2 protein-coding genes are annotated in these 975 nt (G+C 39.4%); both read left to right on the top strand.

Annotated features, from left to right (window positions below; genetic code table 11):
* Positions 1–409 (top strand): transposase (locus ACEO2X_RS13925; RefSeq protein ID WP_371972165.1); only part of this gene is annotated, 409 nt, incomplete at its 5' end.
* Positions 399–965 carry an IS630 family transposase gene (locus ACEO2X_RS13920; RefSeq protein WP_121533679.1) on the top strand — a complete coding sequence of 189 codons (567 nt, stop codon included), beginning with the start codon at positions 399–401 and terminating at the stop codon, positions 963–965. The genes ACEO2X_RS13925 and ACEO2X_RS13920, both read left to right, overlap by 11 nt.
* Positions 966–975 lie beyond the last annotated feature (10 nt).

Raw genomic sequence — 975 nt, 5'->3', positions numbered from 1 at the left:
ACTCATTTTTCTGGCCAAGCATGCAAAACATTGGCGTGAAAGACAACGTGCCCAAACTATTCTCTGGCTTTCTGAAGGTAAAAGTGTTGCGGAAGTTGCCACTCTACAAGAACGTATCCCAGAAACCATAAGGCTACAACGCCGACGTTGGGAATTGTATGAGTTTGAATCGATTAAAGAAGGTCATCGCTCAGGTCGGCCCAATACATTGATCTCAGACTATCAGGCGAAAATCCTAGATTGGGTCAATACAAGTCCACTCAATGCAGAACAAATCCGAGTCAAACTACATGAAGAATACGAAGTGTCCGTGTCTGTTGAAACCATTCGTAAGTTTTTACGTGATTCAGGTATGGTCTTCAAGCGTACCCGTCATAGCTTGAAAAAAAAGAGATCCGATTGCATTTGAACAAGCAACACAGCAGATTGAAAAATTACGAGAGCAAGCGGCACGTGGTGAAATTATATTAGGTTATGTTGATGAAACAGGGTTTTCATCTACACCTGATAACCGCTATGCGTGGACAAAGATAGGTGATGTTCATGCGGTTGATGCAATAAGATTAAAACGAGTTAATGTCATGGGGTGTTTGCTTTCAACGGGGAAACTGGTGACAAGTTGTTTACAAGAGTCAGTTACAAGCACTTGGTTTTATGCCTATTTAACTGGAATAGCTCAACAAGTAAAACAGACTTATAACCTTCCATTGGTTCTTATTGTTGATAATGCCTCGATTCATAGAAGTAAAAAGATGGCTGATTACAGAGAGCTACTTAAAAGTAACTTTTCGACGAATTTGTATTTTATTCCTGCTTATAGCCCTGAGTTAAATCGAATCGAGATGGTATGGAAGCAGATGAAATATTATTGGCGAGATTTTCAAGTCATGACAGCTGATAAAATAGAGCAATGGGTGGAGAGAGTATCAAACCAATTCGGAAAAGAATACATGTTTACTTTTTAATGACAGCTTA

The sequence above is a fragment of the Acinetobacter sp. AL9 genome, from assembly GCF_041464035.1.
Taxonomy (GTDB): domain Bacteria; phylum Pseudomonadota; class Gammaproteobacteria; order Pseudomonadales; family Moraxellaceae; genus Acinetobacter; species Acinetobacter towneri.
The sequence above is the reverse complement of the archived record's forward strand: the minus strand, read 5'-3'. Positions and strand labels throughout refer to the sequence as shown.